We start from the raw sequence: 21,521 nt of genomic DNA on the forward strand, positions 1-21,521 counted from the left end.
CGTGTTTGACATTGGGTTTAGTGAGCTGCTGCTGGTGCTGGTGATCGGCCTGGTTGTTCTGGGGCCGGAACGGTTGCCGGTCGCGGTCAGAACGGTGTCGGGCTGGATCCGCGCGCTGCGCTCGCTGGCGGCCTCGGTGCAGCACGAACTGTCTCAGGAGCTGAAGCTGCAGGAGCTGCAGGACAGCCTGAAAAAAGCCGAACAGGCCGGTTTGCAGAACCTGACGCCGGAGCTGAAGGCGTCAATGGATGAGCTGAAAGACGCGGCGGAATCATTGAAACGCACTTACCGGGGCGAGAAAGAAGAGCTGGCGAACACCATTCATAACCCGCAGGTCACCGATCCGGAAGCCTTGCACGACGGCGTGACGCCGGCGGAAGCGGCAACCAGCGCCAGCGCGCCCGCCGCCGTGCCAAAACCGGCAGCGGAGCCTGAGGCCGTCGCGGCTGCTTCCCCGGCTGCGCCTGTGGCGGTGCAACCGGCTAAAGCACCGGTGGAAACCGCGCCGGCACCTGTCGAACCTGTTGCGGATAAAACCCCAGCGTCTCACCAACCTAGTGGCGATCGTTAATACATGGCTGTTGAAGATACCCAACCCCTTATCAGTCATCTGATAGAGCTGCGCAAGCGGCTGTTGAACTCGATTATTTGCGTGCTGGCGGTGTTCGTGGTGCTGGTGTTTTTCGCCAACGACATCTACCAGCTGGTCTCTGCGCCGCTGCTCAAGCAGCTGCCGGCCGGAGCGAGCATGATCGCTACCGACGTGGCGTCACCGTTCTTTACGCCGATCAAGCTGACCATGATCGTCTCGGTGTTCGTCTCCGCGCCGATGATTCTGTATCAGGTGTGGGCATTCATCGCACCGGCGCTGTACAAGCATGAACGCCGCCTGATGATGCCGCTGCTGGTGTCCAGCAGCCTGCTGTTCTACCTCGGCATGGCTTTCGCCTACTTCATCGTGTTCCCGCTGGCCTTCGGCTTCTTTGCCAAGACCGCGCCGATGGGGGTGACCATTGCGACCGACATTAAAAACTACCTCGATTTCGTCATGGCGCTGTTTATGGCGTTTGGCGTTGCCTTCGAAGTGCCGGTCGCCATCATTTTGCTGTGCTGGAGCGGCGTCACCTCGCCGGAAGATCTGAAGAAGAAACGGCCGTATGTGTTGGTCGGCGCGTTTGTGGTCGGCATGCTGTTGACGCCGCCGGACGTGTTCTCGCAAACCCTGTTGGCAATACCGATGTATCTGCTGTTTGAAGTGGGGGTGTTCTTCGCTCGCTTCTATACCGGTAAACGTCGCCCGCAGGCGGAAGAAGAAGACGAGGGTGACGAACCTCCAACACCCTGATCCACATTGATTGCGAAGCCGCCCATCGGGCGGCTTTTGCTTTGGAAAAAACCATGTTTGATATCGGCGTTAATCTTACCAGCAGCCAATTCGCCAAAGACCGCCAGGCGGTGGTGGAACGCGCCCGCGTTGCGGGCGTGACGGGGATGTTGATTACCGGCACCGATCTGGCGGAGAGCCGCGAGGCCGCCGAACTGGCGCAGCAACATGCGGGCTACGGTTGGTCTACCGCCGGCGTGCATCCGCACTATGCCAGCGGTTGGGATGAACACACCGCCGAGCAGATTTATGCGTTGGCCGCGTGCCCTGAAGTGGCGGCGATCGGCGAATGCGGCCTGGATTTCAATCGCAACTTCTCGACGCCCGCACAGCAGGAAGCGGCGTTCACCGCGCAGCTGGCGCTGGCGGCGGAGTTGGCGCTGCCGGTGTTTCTCCACTGCCGCGACGCACACGCACGTTTTGCCGAGCTACTGACGCCGTGGTTGGATAAACTGCCCGCGGCCGTGGTGCACTGCTTCACCGGCACCGCCGAAGAATTAACAAGCTGCCTGTCGCTGGGCCTGTCGATCGGGATTACCGGTTGGGTCTGCGACGAGCGGCGCGGCCTGGAATTGCGCGCCCTGTTGCCGCAGATCCCGGCCGAGCGTCTGTTGCTGGAAACGGACGCCCCTTATCTGTTGCCCCGGGATTTACAACCTAAACCCGCATCTCGCCGCAACGAACCCTGTTTCCTGCCCCATATCGTGCATCAGGTCGCCGTCTGGCGACAGGAAGAGCCGCAATGGCTGGGGCAAAAAACCGATGAGAACGCCCGCCGGCTATTCCGGCTGGTTTGAGCTAGGAGAAAACTATGAGCTATGCATTTCCGGGTACCTTTCCTGGTCGCCGTATGCGCCGCGTGCGCCGTCATGACTTCAGCCGCCGCCTGGTCGCCGAGAACCAACTGACGGTCAACGACCTGATTTATCCGGTGTTTGTCATGGAAGGCAGCAACCGTCAGGAAGAAGTGGCCTCGATGCCGGGCGTATCGCGCATGACGATCGATCTGCTGGTCAAGGAAGCGGAAACCATCGCCAAACTCGGCGTGCCGGTGATCTCCCTGTTCCCGGTGATCGAGCCGGGCCTGAAATCGCTGCATGCGGAAGAAGCCTATAACCCGGAAGGGTTGGTGCAGCGCACGGTGCGCGCGCTGAAAGACGCGGTGCCTGAGTTGGGCATTCTGACCGACGTAGCGCTCGATCCCTACACCACGCATGGGCAGGACGGGGTCATCGATGAGCAGGGCTATGTGATTAACGACGTGACCAAAGACATCCTGGTGCGTCAGGCGCTGTCCCATGCCGAAGCAGGTGCGGAAATCGTGGCGCCGAGTGACATGATGGACGGCCGCATCGGGGCGATCCGCGATCGTCTGGAATTGCAGGGCCTGGTGAATACACAGATTATGGCCTATTCCGCCAAGTATGCTTCCTGTTACTACGGCCCGTTCCGCGATGCGCTGGGCTCCAGCGGCAACCTGAAGGGCGGCAATAAGAAGACCTATCAGATGGATCCGGCCAACAGCGACGAAGCGCTGCAGGAGATTGCACAGGATCTGCAGGAAGGCGCGGACATGGTGATGGTGAAACCGGGCATGCCGTACCTCGACGTCGTACGCCGCGTGAAGGATACCTTCGGCGTGCCAACCTTCGCTTATCAGGTGTCCGGCGAGTACGCGATGCATATGGCGGCGATTCAGAACGGTTGGCTGCAAGAGCAACCTGCGGTGATGGAGTCGTTGATGTGCTTCAAACGCGCTGGCGCCGACGGTGTGTTGACCTACTTCGCCAAGCGTGTCGCCCAGTGGCTGCACGACGACGCGATGCGTCGTTAAGCGCCAAATGAGCCAACAAAAAGGCGCCTGAGGGCGCCTTTTGCATTACATCTTCTGGAACTGTCGGTTGTCGATGCTTTGACTGACCTGTTTGTTGATCAGGTTCAGCAACAACATGGAACGCGCCTCGCCGTCCGGCTCGGTGTAGATCGCCTGCAGCCCTTCGAATACGCCGTCGACGATCAGAACGGTGTCCCCCGGCTGCGGGGTTTCCGGATCGACATAGGTTTCGCTGGCGTGCGTGCGCAGCTCATCGATCACCTTGCTCGGGATCACGCTCGGCAACGCGCCGAAACGCACGAAGTGGCTGACGCCGCGGGTGGCGCTGATGGTGGTGGTGTGAATGCGCTCCGGGTCGAACTCCACAAACAGGTAGTTGGGAAACAGGGGTTCGCTGACCGCGATGCGCTTGCCGCGCACGATCTTTTCCAGCGTGATGATCGGGCTGAGGCAGTTTACCTGCTGCCGTTCCAGATGTTCCTGCGCTCGCAACAGCTGACCGCGTTTGCAATAAAGTAGATACCAGGATTCCATAATTTCACATGCCTTTCTGCCAGCCGGTAAGCATATCAAAAGCTATTCCGGATACATAGTGATGCAAGTTTCAGCGTGTAACATCACCTATCTCTATGAATATGCGGCTATTAGCGAGGGGTCACACACTTATCGATACGGCGCTGGTATAACAGAGGGCTGAAAATTTGTTACCGTCACAGTATGGCAAGGCGTTGCGCTACCGGCTGTGACGCTATTCATCGTTTTTGACCGAGGGGGAAAGAAATGGAGCTGTTTCTGTTGAGCAACGGCAAGCTGTCTGGCGAAGCCGAGCTGCTGGGGTACGCCAAAAGCCAACTGCTGGCGATGATTGCGCGTCGCGGCATCAAATCCGCCGTCTTTATCCCTTACGCCCTGATCCGTTATGACTACGACCAGCGTGCGCAGGAGCTGGCGCAAACGCTGGGCATCGAAGTCACCAGTATCCATCACGCCGCTTCGCCGGCGGCGGCGATCGCGCAGGCGGAGTGCATTTTGGTCAGCGGCGGCAATACCTGGTTGCTGAACCAAATGCTGCACGAGCAAGGCCTGATCGTGCCCATCCAGCGCGCAGTGCGCGAGCGTGAGGTGCCTTACGTCGGCTGGAGCGCCGGTTGCAACGTGGCCACGCCGAGCATTCGCACCACCAATGATATGCCGGTGCGCTGCAGCGTGGTGCTGCCGGCGCTGGGGCTATTCCCGGTGCAGATCAACCCGCATTACATCGACGCGCATATCAGCGGCCACATGGGCGAAACCCGTGACGAGCGCCTGGCGGAGTTCTGCGCGATCAACCCGAGTGAATCGGTGGTGGCGCTGCGTGAAGGCAGCCTGCTGCACGTTGAAGGCAATGCGCTGCGTTACTTCAGCGCTAACGGGCAGGGCTTCAAGGTGTTCCGCCACGGCGAGGAGACGCGCGAATATCAGGATACGCGTGCGTTGGCCACGCTGGTGCCGTTCAACTGCGGCTGAGAGCCACCCCGCAGCGGGCGGCATTAACAAAATTGCAGCAACAACCGTGAAGAGGGCTTATAATGCCCTCCCCACTGGCCGTTATAATGATCAGCATGAAATACCGTGACTTACGCGATTTCCTCTCGTTGCTGGAGAAGAGAGGGGAACTAAAACGCATCAGCCAGCCGATCGATCCTTACCTGGAAATGACGGAGATTGCCGATCGCACCCTGCGGGCGGGCGGCCCGGCATTGCTGTTTGAAAACCCGAAAGGCTACGACATGCCGGTGCTGTGCAACCTGTTCGGCACCGCCAATCGCGTGGCGATGGGCATGGGGCAGGAAGACATCAGCGCGCTGCGCGAAGTCGGCAAACTGCTGGCGTTCCTCAAAGAGCCGGAGCCGCCGAAAGGCTTCCGCGATCTGTTCGACAAAATGCCGAAGTTCAAGCAGGTGCTGAACATGCCGACCAAGGTGCTGGGATCCGCGCCTTGTCAGGAACAGGTATGGCAGGGTGAGGATGTTGATCTGGGCCGTATTCCGGTGATGCACTGCTGGCCGGAAGACGCCGCGCCGCTGATCACCTGGGGGCTGACGGTGACCCGCGGCCCGCATAAGGAACGGCAAAACCTCGGCATCTATCGCCAGCAGGTGCTGGGCAAGAACAAAGTGATCATGCGCTGGCTGTCGCATCGCGGCGGCGCGCTGGATTATCAGGAGTGGTGCCAGGCGCACCCCGGCGAGCGTTTCCCGGTCGCGGTAGCGCTGGGGGCCGATCCTGCCACCATCCTCGGTGCGGTCACGCCGGTGCCGGATACCCTGTCTGAATATGCCTTTGCCGGGCTGCTGCGCGGCAATAAAACTGAAGTGGTCAAGTGCCTTTCCAACGATCTGGAAGTGCCCGCCAGCGCCGAAATCGTGCTGGAAGGCTATATCGAGCCGGGTGAAATGGCGCCGGAAGGCCCCTACGGCGACCACACCGGTTACTACAATGAAATCGACCAGTTCCCGGTGTTCACCGTCACCCACATCACCCAGCGCCGCAACGCGATCTACCACTCGACCTACACCGGCCGCCCGCCGGATGAGCCGGCGATCCTGGGCGTGGCGCTGAACGAAGTGTTCGTGCCGATCCTGCAAAAACAGTTCCCGGAAATCGTCGATTTCTATCTGCCGCCGGAAGGATGCTCGTACCGCCTGGCGGTAGTGACCATGAAAAAACAGTACGCCGGCCACGCTAAACGCGTGATGATGGGCGTCTGGTCGTTTCTGCGGCAGTTTATGTACACCAAATTTGTTATCGTCTGCGATGACGACGTCAATGCGCGCGACTGGAACGACGTGATTTGGGCGATCACCACACGAATGGATCCGGCAAGGGATACCGTTCTGGTGGAGAATACGCCGATCGACTATCTGGACTTCGCCTCGCCGGTTTCCGGTCTGGGTTCGAAGATGGGGCTGGACGCCACCAATAAATGGCCGGGTGAAACCGATCGCGAATGGGGCCGTCCGATTCAGATGGATGAAAAGGTACGTGCGCGCGTCGACGAAATCTGGGATGAGCTCGCAATCTTCAGTGGCAGGGAACCGACGCTGTAGCGTCAGGCCCTGTTCTCAGCTTTGCATTGATGACCCGACAGAGGGAACGCATGACAATATTGAGCTGTAAAGTGACCTCGGTAGAGGCCATTACCGATACGGTTTATCGGGTACGTCTGGTGCCCGAGCAGCCGTTTTCTTTCAAGGCAGGGCAATATCTGATGGTGGTGATGGACGAGCGCGACAAGCGCCCGTTCTCGCTGGCATCAACCCCGACGCAGCAAGATTACATCGAGCTGCACATCGGCGCTTCGGAGCTGAATCTGTACGCCATGGCGGTGATGGATCGCATCCTGAAAGAGCAGGCGATCACCGTCGACGTGCCGCACGGCGACGCCTGGCTGCGGGAAGAGGGCAGCCGTCCGCTGGTGCTGATCGCCGGCGGCACCGGCTTCTCTTACGCGCGCTCAATCTTGTTGACCGCGTTGGAGCAGCAGCCCGATCGCGACATTTCGATCTACTGGGGCGGGCGTGAGCTGAAGCACCTGTACGATTTGAGCGAGCTGGAAGCGCTGTCGTTGCAGCATCCGAATCTGAAGGTGATCCCGGTGGTCGAGCAACCGGAAGCCGAATGGCGCGGCCGCAGCGGCACCGTGCTCAGCGCGGTGCTGCAGGATTTCGGCACGCTGGCGGAGCATGACATCTACATCGCCGGGCGTTTCGAGATGGCGAAAATCGCCCGTGAGCGTTTCTGCGCCGAGCGCGGCGCGCTGGAAGCGCATATGTTCGGCGACGCGTTTTCGTTTATCTGACCGATGCGGTGCGCAGTGAACGGGGTGGCCGAGGGTCGCCCCGTTTTTATTTGGGCGCCGGCAAACTTCAGGCATAAAAAACCCGCCCCTGACAGGCGGGAAGAACGGCAACTAAACTTGGCGGGATGCCGCGATTTGAAGTGGTGACGCGGTCATCCCAAGATAGACACAGCTAAACGCGTTCAAACACGGTGGCGATACCCTGGCCCAGGCCGATGCACATGGTCGCCAGGCCGAACTGCGCGTCGCGACGTTCCATGTTGTTCAACAGGGTGGTCGAGATGCGGGAGCCTGAACAACCCAGCGGGTGGCCGAGCGCGATGGCGCCGCCGTTCAGGTTGATCTTGTCGTCGATGCTATCCATCAGCCCCAGATCCTTGATGCACGGCAGCGACTGGGCGGCGAACGCCTCGTTCAGCTCGAACAGATCGATGTCCTGCACGCTCAGACCGGCGCGTTTCAGCGCCAGCTTGCTGGCCGGCACCGGGCCGTAACCCATGATGGAAGGATCGCAGCCGACGACCGCCATCGAGCGGATGCGGGCGCGGGCCTTCAAACCGAGCGCTTTGGCGCGCGATTCGCTCATCAGCAGCATGGCAGAAGCGCCGTCCGACAGGGCGGAAGAACTGCCGGCGGTGACGGTGCCGTTGACCGGATCGAACGCCGGACGCAGGGCCGACAGGCTTTCGACGGTGGTTTCCGGGCGAATGACTTCATCGAAATCGTAACGGGTCAGCACGCCATCGGCGTCGTGGCCGTTGGTCGGTATGATCTCGTTTTTAAAGTAACCCGCCAGCGTCGCCGCATGCGCGCGCTGGTGGGAGCGGGCGGCGAACTCATCCTGCATCTGGCGGCTGATGTTGTGCATCTTGGCCAGCATTTCGGCGGTCAGCCCCATCATCCCGGCGGCTTTGGCCACGCTGCGGCTCAGCCCCGGATGGAAATCCACGCCGTGGTTCATCGGCACATGGCCCATGTGTTCCACGCCGCCGATCAGGCTGACGTGCGCGTCGCCGACCATGATGGCGCGCGCCGCGTCGTGCAGCGCCTGCATCGAAGAGCCGCACAGGCGGTTGACGGTCACCGCCGGTACGCGGTGCGGGATCTCGGCCAGCAGCGCGGCGTTGCGGGCGATGTTGAAGCCTTGTTCCAGCGTCTGCTGCACGCAGCCCCAGTAAATGTCATCGATCTCGGCGGCGTCCAGCGCCGGGTTGCGGCTCAGCACTTCACGCATCAGGTGAGCGGAGAGATCTTCGGCGCGCACCTGGCGGAAGGCGCCGCCCTTGGAGCGGCCCATCGGCGTGCGTACGGCATCAACAATAACTACGTTTTCCATCTTTATGACCTCATGCCGGTTGGCGGGTAGCGACGTCGGACAGCGGTGTCGCCACCGGGTAGTAGCTTTCATTGCGTTCGGCCTTGGCGCGCAGACCGGCCGGCACCTGATACAGGGCGCCGAGGTGTGCGTAACGCTGGGCCAGCTCAACGTAGTTGGCGGTGCCGAGCGTATCCAGGTAGCGGAACGCGCCGCCGTGGAACGGAGGGAAGCCGATGCCGTAGACCAACGCCATATCGGCTTCCGCCGGGCTGGCGACGATCTTCTCTTCCAGGCAGCGAACCACTTCGTTGATCATCGGGATCATCATGCGCGCGATGATTTCTTCGTCGCTGATGGTCTGGCGCGGTTGGCTCACTTCGGCCAGCAGCACATCGGTCTGCTCGTCGTGGTCCTTGCGCGGTTTGCCTTTGCTGTCCTGGCTGTAGCGGTAGAAGCCCAGCTGATTTTTCTGACCGAAGCGCTGGTTGTCGAACATCACGTCAATGGCGTCGCGATAGTCTTTGCTCATGCGATCCGGGAAGCCGGCGGCCATTACCGCCTGCGCGTGGTGCGCGGTGTCGATGCCCACGACGTCGAGCAGGTAGGCCGGGCCCATCGGCCAGCCGAACTGTTTTTCCATCACTTTATCGATCTGACGGAAGTCGGCGCCGTCGCGCAGCAGCAGGCTGAAGCCGGCGAAATACGGGAACAGCACGCGGTTGACGAAGAAGCCCGGGCAGTCGTTCACCACGATCGGCGTTTTGCCCATGCGGCTGGCGTAGGCCACCACTTTGGCGATGGTGTCATCGCTGGTCTGTTCGCCGCGGATGATTTCAACCAGCGGCATGCGGTGTACCGGGTTAAAGAAGTGCATGCCGCAGAAGTTTTGCGGGCGCTTCAGCGATTTTGCCAGGTGATTAATCGGAATGGTCGAGGTGTTCGACGCCAGAACGGTGTCCTCACCGATCAGGTTTTCCACTTCCGACAGCACGGCGGCTTTGACCTTCGGATTCTCGACGACCGCTTCAACGATCACCTGTGCGCGCTCGATGCCGGCGTAGTCCAGCGTCGGCTGAATGGTCGACAGCACCTGCGCCATTTTCAGGCCATCCAGCTTGCCGCGCTCCAGCTGCTTATTGAGCAGCTTGGCCGCTTCGCTCATGCCCAGCGTCAGCGACTTGTCGCTGATGTCTTTCATGATCACCGGCACGCCTTTCAGCGCCGATTGGTAGGCGATGCCGCCGCCCATAATGCCAGCGCCCAACACCGCCGCCTGTTTCGGCGCATCCACATTCTTGGCCAGCTTTTTCGCCTGGCCCTTCACGAACTGGTCGTTAAGGAAGATGCCGACCAGCGCGCGCGCTTCGTTGGAGCGCGCCAACGGCACGAAGCTGGCGGTTTCCAGTTTCAGCGCTTCATCGCGGCCCAGCTTGGCGGCGGCTTCAATGGTTTTCACCGCGGTCATCGGCGCCGGGTAATGTTTTCCGGCGGTCTGCAGCACCATGCCTTTGGCGGTGGTGAAGCTCATCGCGGCTTCAATCGGGCTGAGCTTCAGCGGCTCCAGCTTAGGTTGACGCACGGCGCGCCAGTCCAGCTTGCCGTCGATCGCCTGTTGCAGCATTTTCAGCGCCGATTCGGCCAGTTTTTCCGGTGCCACCACCGCATCCACCAGGCCGACTTTCAACGCGTCTTTGGCGCTGACGTCTTTGCCGGCGGCGATGATTTCCAGCGCGCTGTCGTTACCCAGCAGGCGTGGCAGGCGGACGGAACCGCCGAAGCCCGGCATGATGCCCAATTTGGTTTCCGGCAGGCCGATGCGCGCGTCCGGTGAGGCGACGCGGAAATCGGTCGCCAGAATGCATTCGCAACCGCCGCCGAGCGCATAGCCGTTAATGGCCGAAATGGTCGGCACAGGCAAATCTTCCAGCCGGTTAAAGACGTTGTTGGCGAACACCAGCCACTCTTGCAGCTTTTCAGCCGGTGCGGCGAACAGAGAAAGGAATTCGGTGATATCGGCGCCGACGATAAACGCGGCTTTGGAGGAGCGCAGCAGCAGCCCCTTCAGCTCAGGTTGGTTTTCCAGCACGGTGAGCGCTTCGCCCAGGCTGGCGACGGTGCGGGTGTCCAGCTTGTTGACCGAGCCCGATGCGTTGAACACCAGCTCGGCGATGCCGTTATCGAGCCAGTGCAGTTGTAATGTTTCGCCTTGGTAGAGCATGTCTATCTCCTGAATCAGCGTATGATCTGGTATGACCAGATGTTGAGGAGTGTGGTTTTTATGTTAAAAATATGCAAATGAGAGATTGCATATTTGCTGGTCTGATCACATCTCGCCAAGTTAGTTTTTTGATTTAAAACGAAGTTATATTTTATGTGCTATCGGCATTTGCTGGAGTTTGTCGGCCCTCATACACTTGCCTGCAGCGATTTATCATTCAGACGAGGTTAAGCATGAATAAGGCGGCTTGTGTTAAACGCAGCGGCTTATGGAGCATTCCCGCCAGAACCATGACGCTGGCGTGTCTGTTGGTGTTTATGGCGCAGATGGCGACGACCGTGTACCTGCCTTCGCTGCCGACGGTGATGCGTGAGTTGGCAATGAGCCGGCGCGCCACCGAGCTGTCCATTTCGATCTTCGTCATCGGCGCTGCCTTGCCGGTGCTGTTCTGGGGGGCGGCTGCCGATCGCTTTGGCCGCCGAGCGCCGCTGACGCTTTCCCTGCTGCTTTTCATTGGCTGCAGCGGGCTGTTGGCGCTGTGCAGCAACGGCACCCAGCTGCTGGCGCTGCGCGCGCTGCAGGGTGTAGGTGCCGGTGGCGCGGCGATCATTGCGCGTATCATCGTGCGGGATAACTGGAGCGGCGACGAACTGGCGCGGCGTTTGTCGGTGCTCTCCATCGCTTTTATCACCGCGCTGGGCGGCGGTCAGTTTGTCGGCGGCCTGCTCAGCCAATATTCGCACTGGCAGATGGGCTTCGTCTTGATGGGCGCCACCGGTTTGGCCATTCTGGCGCTGATGACGACGCTGCCGCTGGAGGCGGGGCGCGATCGCGGGCCTCGCCCGGCGATGACGGCTACCTACTTCGCCATCCTGCGGCGGCCGGGATTTTTTTGGCCGGCCTGCGTCGGCGGGCTGGGTTTCGCTACCACGGTGACGCTGCAGGAGGTGAGCCCGTTCGTCATGCAACAGGGTTTTGGTCTCAACGTCACGGCGTTCGGCGCGCTGGGCTTGGTGATCGGCATCGCCTACTTTAGCGGCGCGTTGACGGTGAACCGTAGGGTGGCGCGCGTCGGCGGGAAAAAACTGATGCAAACCGGCAGCGGCATCGTGGCTCTGGCGACGGTGGCGATCCTGATATTGTGGTGGAGTGGCATTCTGGCCGGCCTTTCCGGTATGGCGCTGTTCATCGCGCTGTATTGCCTGACCATTTTTGGCCAGGCGGTGTTGTTTCCCAACAGCATGGCGATGGCGGTCAGCGACGCCAAAGAGTACGGTGCCTATGCGATGGCGCTGTGCGGCTTTCTGCAGCAGTGTCTGGCGGGCGTCGCCGCGGCCGGCGCGGTGTTGTTGGAGCACCATGGCCTGTGGGCGCTGGCGATAGCGTTGCTCGGCCTGGCCGGCTGGTTAATGGTTAAACTGCGGATGTAACGGCATTTGCAGGGAATTGCGAGCTGCTCCGCATGCCCAACGCGATGAGGTTGGTGCGTCGGAGCGCTGTGTTAAGATGACTTCTTTCGTGCTAAGGCATAAGGGTACTGTGATGGAAACGCTGGCTTCTTTGTATAACGACCACCTGGCAGAGCTGCAAAAACGCGCGCGCGAAGTGCTGGAGCGCAACAAGTTGGAGGCGCTGCTGATTCACTCCGGGGAACTGCAAAAGGTATTTTTGGACGATCATAGCTATCCGTTCAAAGTGAACGCGCATTTCAAAGCCTGGGTGCCGGTGACGTCGGTGCCGAACTGCTGGTTGTGGATCGACGGTGTCAACAAGCCGAAGCTGTGGTTCTACTCCCCGATTGACTACTGGCACAGCGTAGAGCCGCTGCCGAACAGTTTCTGGACCAAGTCCCTCGAATTGATGCCGCTGGCCAACGCCGACGCCATCGCCCAGCAGCTTCCGCCGCAGCGCGAGCGCGTGGGCTATATCGGTTATGCGCAACAGCGCGCCCGCGATCTCGGCATCCCTTCTGAGAACATCAACCCGAAAGCGGTGTTGAACTACCTGGATTTCCACCGTTCGATCAAAACCGGCTATGAGCTGGCCTGCATGCGGGAAGCGCAGAAGACGGCGGTAACCGGCCATCGTGCGGCGCATGAGGCCTTCCTCTCCGGCATGAGCGAGTTCGACATCAACCTAGCCTACCTGACGGCGACCGGCCACCGCGATACCGACGTGCCTTACGACAACATCGTGGCGCTGAACGAACACGCTTCGGTGCTGCACTACACCAAGCTGGATCATCAGCCGCCGGCCGAATCCCTGAGTTTCCTGATCGACGCCGGCGCGGAATATAACGGCTACGCCGCCGATCTAACCCGCACCTACGCGGCGCAAAGCGGCAGCGAGTTTGCCCATCTGGTGAAAGATCTCAACGGTGAGCAGCTGGCGTTGATCGATACCATCAAAACCGGCGTGCGTTATACCGACTACCATGTGCAGATGCACCAGCGTATCGCCAAGCTGCTCAAGAATCACAAGTTGGTGAACGGTCTCAGCGAAGAGGCGATGGTTGAAACGGGTATCACCACGCCGTTCCTGCCGCACGGGCTGGGCCACCCGCTGGGCCTGCAGGTGCACGACGCCGCCGGCTTTATGCAGGACGAGCAAGGCACCCATCTGGCGGCGCCGTCCAAGTATCCGTTCCTGCGCTGCACCCGCGTGTTGCAGCCGGGCATGGTGTTGACCATCGAGCCGGGTCTGTACTTCATCGACTCTCTGTTGGCGCCGTGGCGCAGCGGTGAGTTCAAGCAGCACTTCGCCTGGGATCGCATCGATGCGCTGAAGCCGTACGGCGGCATACGCATCGAAGACAACATCGTGATCCACGAAAAGCGCATCGAGAACATGACGCGCGATCTGAACCTGGCCTGATGCGGCCGTACCCGATACCGGCGGAAGCAACCTGCTTTACCGAAGAAATAAAGAAGAGCCGTTTTATCACCCTGCTGGCGCCGACCAGCGGGGTAGAAGCGGCAAAGGCGTTTATTCAGCAGGTGCGGGATGAGCACCCGGCGGCGCGGCACCATTGTTGGGCTTTCGTCGCCGGCAGCCCCGATGACTCGCAGCAGCTGGGGTTTTCCGACGACGGAGAACCGTCGGGCACCGCCGGCAAACCGATCCTCGCGCAGTTGATGGGCAGCGGTATTGGCGAAGTGACCGCCGTGGTCGTTCGTTACTATGGCGGCGTCAAGCTGGGCACCGGCGGGCTGGTGAAAGCCTATGGCAACGGTGTTCAACAGGCGTTGAAGCAGTTGGCGTTGGCACAAAAGGTGCCGGAAGCCGAATATATCTTGCAGTGCGACTATGCGCAGTTGGCGCTGGTGGAGAACTTGCTGCAGCAAACCGCAGGTCGGATCCTGCAGGGCGAATACGGCGCCGCCGTTGTGCTGCATCTGGCCTTGCCGACCACCGAGGTCGAGCTGTTTGGAAATAAATTGCGTGATCTCAGTCGCGGTAATTTGCAATTAACCCCCATTTCGCAATAATTCCTCCCAATTGAATTGCTAAGGATCGTGCTGAAATGCATTTTCGCGCCATAACCCGTATCGTTGGTCTGCTGGTCATCCTGTTCTCCGGGACGATGTTTATTCCCGGCCTGGTGGCATTGATTTACCGCGATGGGGCGGGGCGTGCGTTCAGCCAAACCTTCTTCGTGGCGCTGACCATCGGTCTGATGCTGTGGTGGCCGAACCGCAAACAGAAACACGAGCTGAAGCCCCGAGAAGGCTTCCTGATCGTCGTGCTGTTCTGGACCGTGCTGGGCAGCGTGGGGGCGTTGCCGTTCCTGTTTTCGGAACGGCCCAACCTGTCGCTGACCGACGCCTTCTTTGAATCCTTCTCGGGATTGACGACCACCGGTGCGACGACGCTGGTGGGGTTGGACTCGCTGCCGAAGGCCATTCTGTTCTATCGCCAGATGCTGCAATGGATGGGCGGCATGGGGATCATCGTGTTAGCGGTGGCGATACTGCCGATACTCGGCGTCGGCGGCATGCAGCTGTATCGGGCGGAAATGCCCGGGCCGCTGAAAGACAACAAGATGCGTCCACGCATCGCCGAAACCGCCAAAACCCTGTGGCTAATCTATGTATTGCTGACCGTCGCCTGCGCGCTGGCGCTCTGGGGGGCTGGGATGTCGGTGTTCGACGCCATTGGCCACAGTTTCTCGACCATCGCCATCGGCGGTTTTTCTACCCACGATGCCAGTATCGGTTATTACGCCAGTCCGACCATCAACACCATCATCGCCGTGTTCCTGCTGATTTCCGGCTGTAACTACGGCCTGCACTTCGCTTTGCTAAGCGGTCGCAGTCTGAAGGTGTATGGGCGCGATCCTGAATTCCGCATGTTCATCTTCGTCCAGTTGACGTTGGTGGTGGTATGCACGTTGGTGCTCTGGGGGCATGGCGTCTATAAGAGCGGTATGGAAACGCTCAATCAGGCGTTCTTCCAGGTGGTATCGATGGCGACCACGGCCGGTTTTACGACCGACAGCATCGCCAAGTGGCCGCTGTTTCTGCCTATGTTGTTGCTGTGCTCGGCGTTCATCGGCGGTTGCGCCGGCTCGACCGGCGGTGGCCTGAAGGTGATTCGTATCCTGCTTCTGTACCTGCAGGGCTCGCGTGAGTTGAAAAGGTTAGTGCACCCCAACGCGGTCTATACCATCAAATTGGGCAACCGTGCGCTACCGGAACGCATTCTGGAGGCGGTATGGGGATTCTTCTCTGCCTATGCGCTGGTGTTTATCGTCAGCATGCTGGCGATCATTGCCACCGGCGTTGACGATTTTTCCGCGTTCGCCGCAGTGACGGCAACGCTCAATAACCTCGGCCCCGGCCTGGGCGTAGTGGCGGATAACTTCACCACGATGCCGGCGGCGGCCAAGTGGATCCTGGTGGTGACGATGCTGTTCGGGCGCCTGGAAGTGTTCACATTGCTGGTGCTGTTCACGCCAACCTTCTGGCGTGAGTGAGTCTGATATAAGGAGTACGCCATGAAGGCATTGATACTTTATTCGAGCCGTGACGGGCAAACACGCGCTATCGCTTCTTATATAGCAAGCAAGCTGCAGGACACGCTGCGTTGTGAGGTGATCGATCTGCTGCAGGCGGAACAGGTCGATCTTAGCCAGTATCAGCAGGTGATGATCGGCGCTTCTATCCGTTACGGGCACTTTAACCCGGCGCTGGATAAATTCGTCAAGCGTCATGCCGAGCAACTGAATCGAATGCCGAGCGCGTTCTTTGCCGTGAACCTGACCGCGCGTAAACCGGAAAAGCGCTCGCCGCAAACCAACGCTTATACTCGCAAGTTCCTGCTGGCCTCGCCGTGGCAGCCAAAACAGTGCGCGGTGTTTGCCGGCGCATTGCGTTATCCGCGCTATCGCTGGTTCGACCGCATCATGATTCAATTTATTATGCGTATGACGGGCGGTGAAACGGATACCAGTAAGGAAGTGGAGTACACCGATTGGCAGCAGGTCGACCGTTTCGCCCAGGAATTTAGCCAGATCCAGTACGAAAAGTGACAAAAATGCGGGTTTGGCCAGCGTTTTGCCGAAAAAAACCGCGCTTGAAAAGTTTTTTGCAATTAGGGGTTGCGGCCCGCCGAGAACTCCCTATAATGCGCCTCCACTGACCGGGAACAACGACTGAGAAGCCGCCGGGTCAGCGAGAAGAAAGCGAAATAAACGCTTGACTCTCTGGGTGAAAAGCGTAATATACGCAGCCCGCGCCGATGAGTTTCTCGGCACTGCTCTTTAACAATTTATCAGACAATCTGTGTGGGCACTCCACAAGACGATATCCAGCATCTTCGGATGCAAAAAAATATCAAGTCTTGAAGAGTGACTAACTGAAGTAAAATTCATGCAGTAAATCTTTGAGCATCGCTTCTCGAGTGGAAGCAAATCAAGCTTTTAATTGAAGAGTTTGATCATGGCTCAGATTGAACGCTGGCGGCAGGCTTAACACATGCAAGTCGAGCGGTAGCACAGGGGAGCTTGCTCCCTGGGTGACGAGCGGCGGACGGGTGAGTAATGTCTGGGAAACTGCCTGATGGAGGGGGATAACTACTGGAAACGGTAGCTAATACCGCATAACGTCGCAAGACCAAAGAGGGGGACCTTCGGGCCTCTTGCCATCAGATGTGCCCAGATGGGATTAGCTAGTAGGTGGGGTAATGGCTCACCTAGGCGACGATCCCTAGCTGGTCTGAGAGGATGACCAGCCACACTGGAACTGAGACACGGTCCAGACTCCTACGGGAGGCAGCAGTGGGGAATATTGCACAATGGGCGCAAGCCTGATGCAGCCATGCCGCGTGTGTGAAGAAGGCCTTCGGGTTGTAAAGCACTTTCAGCGAGGAGGAAGGTGGTGAACTTAATACGTTCATCAATTGACGTTACTCGCAGAAGAAGCACCGGCTAACTCCGTGCCAGCAGCCGCGGTAATACGGAGGGTGCAAGCGTTAATCGGAATTACTGGGCGTAAAGCGCACGCAGGCGGTTTGTTAAGTCAGATGTGAAATCCCCGGGCTCAACCTGGGAACTGCATTTGAAACTGGCAAGCTAGAGTCTCGTAGAGGGGGGTAGAATTCCAGGTGTAGCGGTGAAATGCGTAGAGATCTGGAGGAATACCGGTGGCGAAGGCGGCCCCCTGGACGAAGACTGACGCTCAGGTGCGAAAGCGTGGGGAGCAAACAGGATTAGATACCCTGGTAGTCCACGCTGTAAACGATGTCGATTTGGAGGTTGTGCCCTTGAGGCGTGGCTTCCGGAGCTAACGCGTTAAATCGACCGCCTGGGGAGTACGGCCGCAAGGTTAAAACTCAAATGAATTGACGGGGGCCCGCACAAGCGGTGGAGCATGTGGTTTAATTCGATGCAACGCGAAGAACCTTACCTACTCTTGACATCCAGAGAACTTAGCAGAGATGCTTTGGTGCCTTCGGGAACTCTGAGACAGGTGCTGCATGGCTGTCGTCAGCTCGTGTTGTGAAATGTTGGGTTAAGTCCCGCAACGAGCGCAACCCTTATCCTTTGTTGCCAGCGGTTCGGCCGGGAACTCAAAGGAGACTGCCAGTGATAAACTGGAGGAAGGTGGGGATGACGTCAAGTCATCATGGCCCTTACGAGTAGGGCTACACACGTGCTACAATGGCATATACAAAGAGAAGCGACCTCGCGAGAGCAAGCGGACCTCATAAAGTATGTCGTAGTCCGGATTGGAGTCTGCAACTCGACTCCATGAAGTCGGAATCGCTAGTAATCGTAGATCAGAATGCTACGGTGAATACGTTCCCGGGCCTTGTACACACCGCCCGTCACACCATGGGAGTGGGTTGCAAAAGAAGTAGGTAGCTTAACCTTCGGGAGGGCGCTTACCACTTTGTGATTCATGACTGGGGTGAAGTCGTAACAAGGTAACCGTAGGGGAACCTGCGGTTGGATCACCTCCTTACCTAAAGATATTAGTTCGAGTGGCGTGCTCACACAGATTGTCTGATGAAAAAGTAACGAGCAAAGCGCTACCTGTTGATGCCATGAGTTACTCATGCTGATACGAACCGATTAAGTTATTCAGTTTAATCGGATTTTCGTGTCCCCATCGTCTAGAGGCCTAGGACACTGCCCTTTCACGGCTGTAACAGGGGTTCGAATCCCCTTGGGGACGCCATTCCGATAATGAGTGAAAGACATTATCACCGGTCACGACAGGCCGAAAAAATCTTAAAGATGACTTGCGAGTCATGTTTAAGATATTGCTCTTTAACAATCTGGAACAAGCTGAAAATTGAAACATGACGGCTGAAATTTATCCCTCCGTAGAAGTACTGGGGTAAAGAGTAACCTGTCATAGAGTCTCTCAAATGTTTGCAGCGCGAACGATGGAAACATCTTCGGGTTGTGAGGTTAAGTGACTAAGCGTACACGGTGGATGCCTAGGCAGTCAGAGGCGATGAAGGGCGTGCTAATCTGCGAAAAGCGTCGGTAAGGTGATATGAACCGTTACAACCGGCGATACCCGAATGGGGAAACCCAGTGTGTTTCGACACACTATCATGTCATGAATACATAGTGGCATGAGGCGAACCGGGGGAACTGAAACATCTAAGTACCCCGAGGAAAAGAAATCAACCGAGATTCCCCCAGTAGCGGCGAGCGAACGGGGAGGAGCCCAGAACCTGAATCGGCTTGTGTGTTAGTGGAAGCGTCTGGAAAGTCGCGCAGCAAAGGGTGATAGCCCCGTACACTAAAATGCACAGGTCGTGAGTTCGATGAGTAGGGCGGGACACGTGACATCCTGTCTGAATATGGGGGGACCATCCTCCAAGGCTAAATACTCCTGACTGACCGATAGTGAACCAGTACCGTGAGGGAAAGGCGAAAAGAACCCCGGCGAGGGGAGTGAAATAGAACCTGAAACCGTGTACGTACAAGCAGTGGGAGCACCTTCGTGGTGTGACTGCGTACCTTTTGTATAATGGGTCAGCGACTTATATTTTGTAGCAAGGTTAACCGTATAGGGGAGCCGTAGGGAAACCGAGTCTTAACTGGGCGAATAGTTGCAAGGTATAGACCCGAAACCCGGTGATCTAGCCATGGGCAGGTTGAAGGTTGGGTAACACTAACTGGAGGACCGAACCGACTAATGTTGAAAAATTAGCGGATGACTTGTGGCTGGGGGTGAAAGGCCAATCAAACCGGGAGATAGCTGGTTCTCCCCGAAAGCTATTTAGGTAGCGCCTCGTGAACTCATCTTCGGGGGTAGAGCACTGTTTCGGCTAGGGGGCCATCCCGGCTTACCAAACCGATGCAAACTCCGAATACCGAAGAATGTTATCACGGGAGACACACGGCGGGTGCTAACGTCCGTCGTGAAGAGGGAAACAACCCAGACCGCCAGCTAAGGTCCCAAAGTCATGGTTAAGTGGGAAACGATGTGGGAAGGCATAGACAGCCAGGATGTTGGCTTAGAAGCAGCCATCATTTAAAGAAAGCGTAATAGCTCACTGGTCGAGTCGGCCTGCGCGGAAGATGTAACGGGGCTAAACCATGCACCGAAGCTGCGGCAGCGACGCTTAGGCGTTGTTGGGTAGGGGAGCGTTCTGTAAGCCGTTGAAGGTGGCCTGTGAGGGTTGCTGGAGGTATCAGAAGTGCGAATGCTGACATAAGTAACGATAAAGCGGGTGAAAAGCCCGCTCGCCGGAAGACCAAGGGTTCCTGTCCAACGTTAATCGGGGCAGGGTGAGTCGACCCCTAAGGCGAGGCTGAAAAGCGTAGTCGATGGGAAACAGGTTAATATTCCTGTACTTGGTGTTACTGCGAAGGGGGGACGGAGAAGGCTAGGCTAGCCGGGCGACGGTTGTCCCGGTTTAAGCGTGTAGGGGGTGTGACCTGGTAAATCCGGTTGCATACCAACCCTGAGGCGTGATGACGATGCACTACGGTGCAGAAGTAGTTGATGCCCTGCTTCCAGGAAAAGCCTCTAAGCTCTAGGTAACATTAAATCGTACCCCAAACCGACACAGGTGGTCAGGTAGAGAATACCAAGGCGCTTGAGAGAACTCGGGTGAAGGAACTAGGCAAAATGGTGCCGTAACTTCGGGAGAAGGCACGCTGGCATGTAGGTGAAGTCCTTCGCGGATGGAGCTGAAGCCAGTCGAAGATACCAGCTGGCTGCAACTGTTTAATAAAAACACAGCACTGTGCAAACACGAAAGTGGACGTATACGGTGTGACGCCTGCCCGGTGCTGGAAGGTTAATTGATGGGGTCAGCCGCAAGGCGAAGCTCTTGATCGAAGCCCCAGTAAACGGCGGCCGTAACTATAACGGTCCTAAGGTAGCGAAATTCCTTGTCGGGTAAGTTCCGACCTGCACGAATGGCGTAATGATGGCCAGGCTGTCTCCACCCGAGACTCAGTGAAATTGAACTCGCTGTGAAGATGCAGTGTACCCGCGGCAAGACGGAAAGACCCCGTGAACCTTTACTATAGCTTGACACTGAACATTGAGCCTTGATGTGTAGGATAGGTGGGAGGCTTTGAAGCGTGGACGCCAGTCTGCGTGGAGCCATCCTTGAAATACCACCCTTTAATGTTTGATGTTCTAACTCGGCCCCATAATCTGGGGTGAGGACAGTGTCTGGTGGGTAGTTTGACTGGGGCGGTCTCCTCCCAAAGAGTAACGGAGGAGCACGAAGGTTAGCTAATCACGGTCGGACATCGTGAGGTTAGTGCAAAGGCATAAGCTAGCTTGACTGCGAGAGTGACGGCTCGAGCAGGTACGAAAGTAGGTCTTAGTGATCCGGTGGTTCTGAATGGAAGGGCCATCGCTCAACGGATAAAAGGTACTCCGGGGATAACAGGCTGATACCGCCCAAGAGTTCATATCGACGGCGGTGTTTGGCACCTCGATGTCGGCTCATCACATCCTGGGGCTGAAGTAGGTCCCAAGGGTATGGCTGTTCGCCATTTAAAGTGGTACGCGAGCTGGGTTTAGAACGTCGTGAGACAGTTCGGTCCCTATCTGCCGTGGGCGTTGGAAGATTGAGAGGGGTTGCTCCTAGTACGAGAGGACCGGAGTGAACGCACCACTGGTGTTCGGGTTGTCATGCCAATGGCATTGCCCGGTAGCTAAGTGCGGAAAAGATAAGCGCTGAAAGCATCTAAGCGCGAAACTTGCCTCAAGATGAGTCTTCCCTGGGCCTTTAAGGCCCCTGAAGGAACGTTTAAGACTAAGACGTTGATAGGCTGGGTGTGTAAGTGCAGCGATGCATTGAGCTAACCAGTACTAATGATCCGTGAGGCTTAACCTTACAACACCGAAGGTGTTTTGGTGAGACCAAGACAATATTCAGCTTGTTTACAGATTGGTTCTGATGGCGACACGAGAGTGAAGCGGTTGGAATAAAACGAATTTG

15 protein-coding genes, 1 tRNA gene and 2 rRNA genes are annotated in these 21,521 nt (G+C 58.0%); 15 read left to right on the plus strand and 3 right to left on the minus strand.

What is annotated here, in order from left to right:
* The first annotated feature begins 1 nt into the window (after position 1).
* The 4 genes from tatB to hemB are packed head-to-tail and all read left to right on the plus strand — an operon-like array spanning position 2 to position 3,218.
* Positions 2-571, plus strand: a complete 570-nt coding sequence (tatB, locus tag C3F38_RS03460) for a Sec-independent protein translocase protein TatB (RefSeq protein ID WP_038874181.1) — start codon at positions 2-4, stop codon at positions 569-571.
* Positions 572-574: 3 nt separating this feature from the next.
* On the plus strand, positions 575-1,345 hold the full coding sequence (tatC, locus tag C3F38_RS03465; protein ID WP_047729370.1) for a Sec-independent protein translocase subunit TatC: 771 nt from the start codon (positions 575-577) through the stop codon (positions 1,343-1,345).
* Positions 1,346-1,398: 53 nt separating this feature from the next.
* Positions 1,399-2,181 (plus strand): 3'-5' ssDNA/RNA exonuclease TatD, encoded by a 783-nt coding sequence (gene tatD, locus C3F38_RS03470; protein WP_038874208.1) that lies wholly within the window; start codon positions 1,399-1,401, stop codon positions 2,179-2,181.
* 14 nt (positions 2,182-2,195) lie between these two features.
* On the plus strand, positions 2,196-3,218 hold the full coding sequence (gene hemB, locus C3F38_RS03475) for a porphobilinogen synthase (RefSeq protein WP_033636707.1): 1,023 nt from the start codon (positions 2,196-2,198) through the stop codon (positions 3,216-3,218).
* A gap of 45 nt (positions 3,219-3,263) precedes the next feature.
* On the opposite strand, the gene rfaH is transcribed toward hemB, so the two are convergent.
* Complete coding sequence (gene rfaH / locus C3F38_RS03480) at positions 3,264-3,752, minus strand: transcription/translation regulatory transformer protein RfaH (protein ID WP_004934466.1); 489 nt, start codon at positions 3,750-3,752, stop codon at positions 3,264-3,266.
* A gap of 246 nt (positions 3,753-3,998) precedes the next feature.
* On the opposite strand from rfaH, the gene pepE reads away from it, so the two are divergent.
* The 3 genes from pepE to fre all read left to right on the plus strand — a co-directional run bounded on the left by pepE (position 3,999) and on the right by fre (position 7,059).
* Positions 3,999-4,724 (plus strand): dipeptidase PepE, encoded by a 726-nt coding sequence (pepE, locus tag C3F38_RS03485; RefSeq protein WP_047729368.1) that lies wholly within the window; start codon positions 3,999-4,001, stop codon positions 4,722-4,724.
* A gap of 86 nt (positions 4,725-4,810) precedes the next feature.
* Entirely contained in the window at positions 4,811-6,307 is a 1,497-nt protein-coding gene (gene ubiD / locus C3F38_RS03490) for a 4-hydroxy-3-polyprenylbenzoate decarboxylase (protein ID WP_048232423.1), read from the plus strand.
* 50 nt (positions 6,308-6,357) lie between these two features.
* Positions 6,358-7,059, plus strand: a complete 702-nt coding sequence (gene fre, locus C3F38_RS03495) for an NAD(P)H-flavin reductase (protein ID WP_004934474.1) — start codon at positions 6,358-6,360, stop codon at positions 7,057-7,059.
* Between the two features lie 172 nt (positions 7,060-7,231).
* Here the strand turns inward: fre and fadA are convergent, their stop codons facing one another.
* Positions 7,232-8,395, minus strand: coding sequence for an acetyl-CoA C-acyltransferase FadA (gene fadA, locus C3F38_RS03500; protein ID WP_025304928.1), 1,164 nt, complete (start codon positions 8,393-8,395; stop codon positions 7,232-7,234).
* Between the two features lie 10 nt (positions 8,396-8,405).
* The gene (gene fadB / locus C3F38_RS03505; protein WP_055317333.1) at positions 8,406-10,595 is read right to left on the minus strand and encodes a fatty acid oxidation complex subunit alpha FadB; all 2,190 of its coding nucleotides are present in this window, start codon (positions 10,593-10,595) and stop codon (positions 8,406-8,408) included.
* 233 nt (positions 10,596-10,828) lie between these two features.
* Between fadB and C3F38_RS03510 the strand changes: the two genes are divergently transcribed.
* The 8 genes from C3F38_RS03510 to C3F38_RS03545 all read left to right on the plus strand — a co-directional run bounded on the left by C3F38_RS03510 (position 10,829) and on the right by C3F38_RS03545 (position 21,416).
* On the plus strand, positions 10,829-12,025 hold the full coding sequence (locus tag C3F38_RS03510; protein WP_055311782.1) for an MFS transporter: 1,197 nt from the start codon (positions 10,829-10,831) through the stop codon (positions 12,023-12,025).
* 112 nt (positions 12,026-12,137) lie between these two features.
* Positions 12,138-13,469, plus strand: a complete 1,332-nt coding sequence (gene pepQ, locus C3F38_RS03515; RefSeq protein WP_055317332.1) for a Xaa-Pro dipeptidase — start codon at positions 12,138-12,140, stop codon at positions 13,467-13,469.
* On the plus strand, positions 13,469-14,083 hold the full coding sequence (locus tag C3F38_RS03520; protein WP_047729358.1) for an IMPACT family protein: 615 nt from the start codon (positions 13,469-13,471) through the stop codon (positions 14,081-14,083). The genes pepQ and C3F38_RS03520 overlap by 1 nt, the downstream gene beginning before the upstream one ends.
* A 35-nt stretch (positions 14,084-14,118) precedes the next feature.
* The gene (trkH, locus tag C3F38_RS03525) at positions 14,119-15,570 is read left to right on the plus strand and encodes a Trk system potassium transporter TrkH (protein ID WP_004934492.1); all 1,452 of its coding nucleotides are present in this window, start codon (positions 14,119-14,121) and stop codon (positions 15,568-15,570) included.
* Between the two features lie 21 nt (positions 15,571-15,591).
* A complete protein-coding gene (hemG, locus tag C3F38_RS03530; RefSeq protein ID WP_025304933.1) occupies positions 15,592-16,125 on the plus strand; it encodes a menaquinone-dependent protoporphyrinogen IX dehydrogenase in 534 nt (177 codons plus the stop codon).
* Between the two features lie 391 nt (positions 16,126-16,516).
* Positions 16,517-18,058, plus strand: a 16S ribosomal RNA gene (locus C3F38_RS03535).
* A 140-nt stretch (positions 18,059-18,198) separates the two neighbouring features.
* Positions 18,199-18,274 (plus strand) — tRNA-Glu (locus C3F38_RS03540).
* A gap of 234 nt (positions 18,275-18,508) precedes the next feature.
* Positions 18,509-21,416: ribosomal RNA gene (locus C3F38_RS03545) — 23S ribosomal RNA — on the plus strand.
* Together the 16S and 23S rRNA genes with 1 tRNA gene alongside form the textbook arrangement of a ribosomal RNA operon.
* Positions 21,417-21,521: the final 105 nt, after the last annotated feature.

This window comes from Serratia sp. SSNIH1, from assembly GCF_002935055.1.
Lineage (GTDB): Bacteria > Pseudomonadota > Gammaproteobacteria > Enterobacterales > Enterobacteriaceae > Serratia > Serratia nevei.

What these genes read in the sequence shown, in the direction of transcription:
- pepE (WP_047729368.1), top strand. Translation starts at nt 3,999, where the DNA reads ATGGAGCTGTTTCTGTTGAGCAACGGCAAGCTGTCTGGCGAAGCCGAG.
- tatC (WP_047729370.1), top strand. Translation starts at nt 575, where the DNA reads ATGGCTGTTGAAGATACCCAACCCCTTATCAGTCATCTGATAGAGCTG.
- rfaH (WP_004934466.1), bottom strand. Translation starts at nt 3,752, where the DNA reads ATGGAATCCTGGTATCTACTTTATTGCAAACGCGGTCAGCTGTTGCGA.
- C3F38_RS03510 (WP_055311782.1), top strand. Translation starts at nt 10,829, where the DNA reads ATGAATAAGGCGGCTTGTGTTAAACGCAGCGGCTTATGGAGCATTCCC.
- pepQ (WP_055317332.1), top strand. Translation starts at nt 12,138, where the DNA reads ATGGAAACGCTGGCTTCTTTGTATAACGACCACCTGGCAGAGCTGCAA.
- trkH (WP_004934492.1), top strand. Translation starts at nt 14,119, where the DNA reads ATGCATTTTCGCGCCATAACCCGTATCGTTGGTCTGCTGGTCATCCTG.
- hemB (WP_033636707.1), top strand. Translation starts at nt 2,196, where the DNA reads ATGAGCTATGCATTTCCGGGTACCTTTCCTGGTCGCCGTATGCGCCGC.
- tatD (WP_038874208.1), top strand. Translation starts at nt 1,399, where the DNA reads ATGTTTGATATCGGCGTTAATCTTACCAGCAGCCAATTCGCCAAAGAC.
- ubiD (WP_048232423.1), top strand. Translation starts at nt 4,811, where the DNA reads ATGATCAGCATGAAATACCGTGACTTACGCGATTTCCTCTCGTTGCTG.
- fadA (WP_025304928.1), bottom strand. Translation starts at nt 8,395, where the DNA reads ATGGAAAACGTAGTTATTGTTGATGCCGTACGCACGCCGATGGGCCGC.
- C3F38_RS03520 (WP_047729358.1), top strand. Translation starts at nt 13,469, where the DNA reads ATGCGGCCGTACCCGATACCGGCGGAAGCAACCTGCTTTACCGAAGAA.
- fadB (WP_055317333.1), bottom strand. Translation starts at nt 10,595, where the DNA reads ATGCTCTACCAAGGCGAAACATTACAACTGCACTGGCTCGATAACGGC.
- hemG (WP_025304933.1), top strand. Translation starts at nt 15,592, where the DNA reads ATGAAGGCATTGATACTTTATTCGAGCCGTGACGGGCAAACACGCGCT.
- fre (WP_004934474.1), top strand. Translation starts at nt 6,358, where the DNA reads ATGACAATATTGAGCTGTAAAGTGACCTCGGTAGAGGCCATTACCGAT.